Annotated in this window: 3 protein-coding genes; 2 read left to right on the forward strand and 1 reads right to left on the reverse strand. The window is 75.3% G+C overall.

The window, feature by feature from the left end:
• Window positions 1-14: 14 nt before the first annotated feature.
• Window positions 15-776 (reverse strand): SLATT domain-containing protein, encoded by a 762-nt coding sequence (locus tag AOK16_RS15015; protein WP_055472757.1) that lies wholly within the window; start codon window positions 774-776, stop codon window positions 15-17.
• 266 nt (window positions 777-1,042) lie between these two features.
• Between AOK16_RS15015 and purD the strand changes: the two genes are divergently transcribed.
• A complete protein-coding gene (purD, locus tag AOK16_RS15020; RefSeq protein WP_055472758.1) occupies window positions 1,043-2,296 on the forward strand; it encodes a phosphoribosylamine--glycine ligase in 1,254 nt (417 codons plus the stop codon).
• Between the two features lie 480 nt (window positions 2,297-2,776).
• A partial coding sequence (locus AOK16_RS15025; protein ID WP_478072114.1) for a M48 family metalloprotease occupies window positions 2,777-3,995 on the forward strand: 1,219 nt, incomplete at its 3' end.

The following is a 3,995-nucleotide window of genomic DNA, read 5'->3' on the forward strand; positions in this document are numbered from 1 at the left end:
TCACCGAGTGCCCGTCACCGCGGCGGCTCGGGAGGCCGCTGCCGGGGCATGCTCGGCCGGGCCCCCGCCGGGGGCCCGGAGAACCGGGCCCCCGGCAGCCCGTTGCCGGGCTCGGGCCGCGGGGCCGGCGGCACCACCGACTGGGTCAGCAGCGGCGCCGAGCCGGCCCGGAACTCCACCATCCAGTCCGTGGTTTCGGACCGTACGAGCTCGGAGACGTCCTCGGCGAAGCGTCGCAGCACCGTCAGGCAGCGCTCGGCGGCCTCGCTCGCGGTGCCCTCGGTCGGGCCCAGGATCTCCCGCACGCTCTCCGAAGCCCAGTCGAACTGCAGCGCCTCCAGGCGCCGTTGGACGGCCTGCGCCGTCGCCACGTCCCGCATCCAGCCGGAGGTCAGCCCGAAGAACCGGTCGCAGCCCGTGCACACGGCGGCGGCGAGCAGAGCCAGGTAGCCCCACCCGGCGCCGTTGCCGAGCAGCCCGGTGAGGTCCATGAGCGGCAGGGCGATCCCCACGGAGCCCGCGACCGCCGTGGCCAGGCGCAGCGCCCTGGCCGCGCGCCGCTTCCAGCGCCGGTCGGCGAGGTACCAGTCGGCGGTGCGCAGGGCGCGGCTCTCGACCCAGAGGTAGAGCTCCTCGAGGCGCTCCGCGGGCTCGCCCCAGTCGCCGAGCGGGAAGGGCAGGCCGAGCAGGTCGCCGTCCCGCTGCTCGCGGCCCGTACCGCTCTTCCCGCCCTCCTCGCGAGGGGGTCCCTCGGGCTGCATCTCCGGCTGGCTCACCCGTGCGCTCCCTGAGATCTGTGCGATTCCCGCGATGTCGCGTGACGCCTGATGCGCCGTGCGGCCCTCATTCCTACCTCCGAAAGGCTGGGCTTGACCGCAAGATCGCGGGATTTCCGCCCGGAAGTGGTGTGAGGTCGGGTAATGGGCGCGCCGTCCTCACTCGAAAGAGTGCCCCGTGGTGCTGGACCCCCCGGAACCCCGCCATCAGGGCCCGGACGGGGGCGGCGCGGTGCTCCGGGCACCGGGCCATTACGCTGAGCCCCGTGAAGGTCCTTGTCATCGGCGGCGGCGCCCGCGAACACGCCCTGTGCCGCTCCCTCTCCCTCGACCCCGACGTCACCGCGCTGCACTGCGCTCCCGGCAACGCGGGGATCGCCGAGGTCGCCGAGCTGCACCGGGTGGACGCGCTGGACGGCCCGGCGGTTGCCGAGCTCGCGGCCGAACTGGGCGCCGGCCTCGTGGTCGTCGGCCCCGAGGCGCCGCTGGTCGCCGGCGTCGCGGACGCCGTACGCGCGCGTGGCATCCCGGTGTTCGGTCCCTCCGCGGAGGCGGCCCGGCTGGAAGGGTCCAAGGCCTTCGCCAAGGACGTCATGGCCTCGGCCAACGTGCCCACCGCCCGCAGCTACGTCTGCACGACCCCCGACGAAATCGACGAGGCCCTGGACGCGTTCGGGCCGCCGTACGTCGTCAAGGACGACGGGCTCGCCGCGGGCAAGGGCGTCGTCGTGACCCCCGACCTGGCGGCGGCCCGCGAGCACGCCCTTGCGTGCGAGCGCGTGGTGATCGAGGAGTTCCTCGACGGGCCCGAGGTCTCGCTCTTCGCGGTGACGGACGGCGAGACGGTCGTGCCGCTCCAGCCCGCCCAGGACTTCAAGCGCGCCTTCGACGCCGACGAAGGCCCGAACACCGGCGGCATGGGCGCGTACTCGCCGCTGCCGTGGGCCGACCCGAAGCTGGTCGACGAGGTGCGGGAGACAGTTCTCCAGCCGACGGTCGACGAACTGCGCCGCCGCGGGACGCCGTTCTCGGGCCTGCTGTACGCGGGGCTCGCGATCACCTCGCGGGGGGTGCGGGTCATCGAGTTCAACGCGCGCTTCGGCGACCCGGAGACGCAGGTCGTGCTGGCCCGCCTCAAGACGCCCCTCTCGGGGCTGCTGCACGCGGCGGCGACCGGGTCGCTCGCCACGTTCCCGCCGCTGCGGTGGCGGGACGGCGCCGCCGTGACCGTCGTGATCGCCTCGCACAACTACCCGGGTACGCCGAGGACGGGCGATCCGATCGAGGGGTTGGCGGACGTCGCGGAGCGGGACGAGCACGCGTATGTGCTGCACGCGGGGACAAAGTTGGGTGAATCGGGCGAGGTGTTGAGCGCCGGTGGCCGCGTTCTCTCGGTCACGGCCACGGGGCCGGACCTCACCGCGGCCCGTACCCGCGCCTACCGGGCCCTCTCCCGCATCCGTCTCGCCGACTCCCACCACCGCACCGACATCGCCGCCACAGCAGCCGCCGAGTCCTGACCCCTCCGGCTCCGCCGGGCGGGCACCGTCCCCGTTCCGGTGTGGGCATGCGTTCCGCCCCTAGCGGAACGCATGCCCACACCGGGGGCCGAACCACGGCCCACCAGGCCCGCCCGCCGCAGGGCGAAACGCGCGGCCCACAACGAGGGCCGGACCCCGACGCCCAGCTCGCCTCCGGTGGCCACCGCTTCGCGGGGGAGAGACCAGCAAGCCGAGCGCAGCGGCCCGGCTTTGCCCAAAGCCATTCCATCGAGTGATCGCCCCGGCATACGGCTGACGTACGCCCACCCCCCAACTATGGTTCCGCGCAAGCGGAGTCTCCCCGCCTCCGTTCCGCGTCCGGTGCCCGCGTCCCGCAAGTGGCCCCACCGGCATTGCGGTGTCAGTGCCCGGTGCCACAGTGGGGGGTGCGGGCCAGCCGGCCGCAGCACGCAGGCACAAGCGCAGGAGCCAGTGAGCCAGCAGGGGGTGACTTCGATCGTGTCCGAGCCGTCCGGAGCGGAGCCAGGCGCGCAGTTCGCCCGTGCCGCCGCCCTCGCGGTGCTGCGCACCCGCAGCACTGCCCTGGCCGTGGCGCTGCTGCCCGCGGCCGTGGCCGTGGTGCTGTCCTTCGCCGACGCCACCGGCCGTATCGGCGGCGCCGGTTGGGACGCGGTGCGATGGATCTCGGTGGCCGTGGCCGCCGTCGTCCTGCTGCTGGCGGGCACGGTCGCGGCCGTGGTCGTCCGGGCCAGGCCCGCGGTCAGCCCCACCGTGCCGATCAGCGAGGAGAAGGCCCCGGACCTCTACCGGATGGTGCGGGACCTCGCGGACCGCCTGGAGGTACCGCCCCCGTCGGCCATAGCGCTGACCCCCGACTGCGACAGCTGGCTGGAGGACCGCACGCATCCCGCCGCCGGCACCCCGGAGCGCCGCGTCGGGCGCCGTGCCCAGCACGCCCCGGTGCTGGTCATCGGGTCCCCGTTCCTGTGGTGGATGCGCGTGGCCGAGCTGCGGGCCGTGCTCGCGCCGGTCGTGGCGGGCACGGGACCGTCCGCGCAGCCGGACATAGCGGCGGCCCGCCGCTTCGTACGGGGCCTGGACGCGGCCGTGGCGGTGTCCGCGCGCCGTCCGCCCCTGGCCTTCGTGGGCTGGGCGGCGCGGCTGCTGCTGCGCGGTTGCCGCGACCGGGCCGCGGACATGGAGCGCGGCGTCGCGGCCTCGGCCTCGGCCCGTGCACAGGCTGTGGACTACGGGCTGAGAATCGTCGCCCAGGAGCAGGTCGGCCTCGCGTACGCGGGCTGGGACCGGCTGCTGACCCGCGTCGCGCTGCCCGCCTGGCGGATGGGCCGCTGGCCCTCCCGGCTCGACGCGGGCGTGGTCTCGGCGCTGAGCGAGCTCTCCCGCCGCGACCGGCTCGCCGAGGGCTTCACCACCCGCCTCGGCGAACGTCCGGCCTGCGACCTGCTGGAGGAACCCGGCGCGATCGACGAGGCGGCGTCCCTGCTCGCGGCCCGCCTCTTCCACGGCGGCCCGGCGGCGCCCGGGCCGGACTGGGCCCCGATCGACTGGGCCGCTTATCCGGCGGAGGTCGTGGACCGCAAGTGGCGCCAGGAGGCCGCCCGCCTCCACCGCGTCCTCGACAGCGCGGACGGCCTGGAGGGCGCCCTGGACGACCCGGCGGTCCCGCACGACCCGGCGGTCCCGCACGACCCGGCGG

It is taken from the genome of Streptomyces pathocidini, assembly GCF_001418495.1.
GTDB classification, from domain to species: domain Bacteria; phylum Actinomycetota; class Actinomycetes; order Streptomycetales; family Streptomycetaceae; genus Streptomyces; species Streptomyces pathocidini.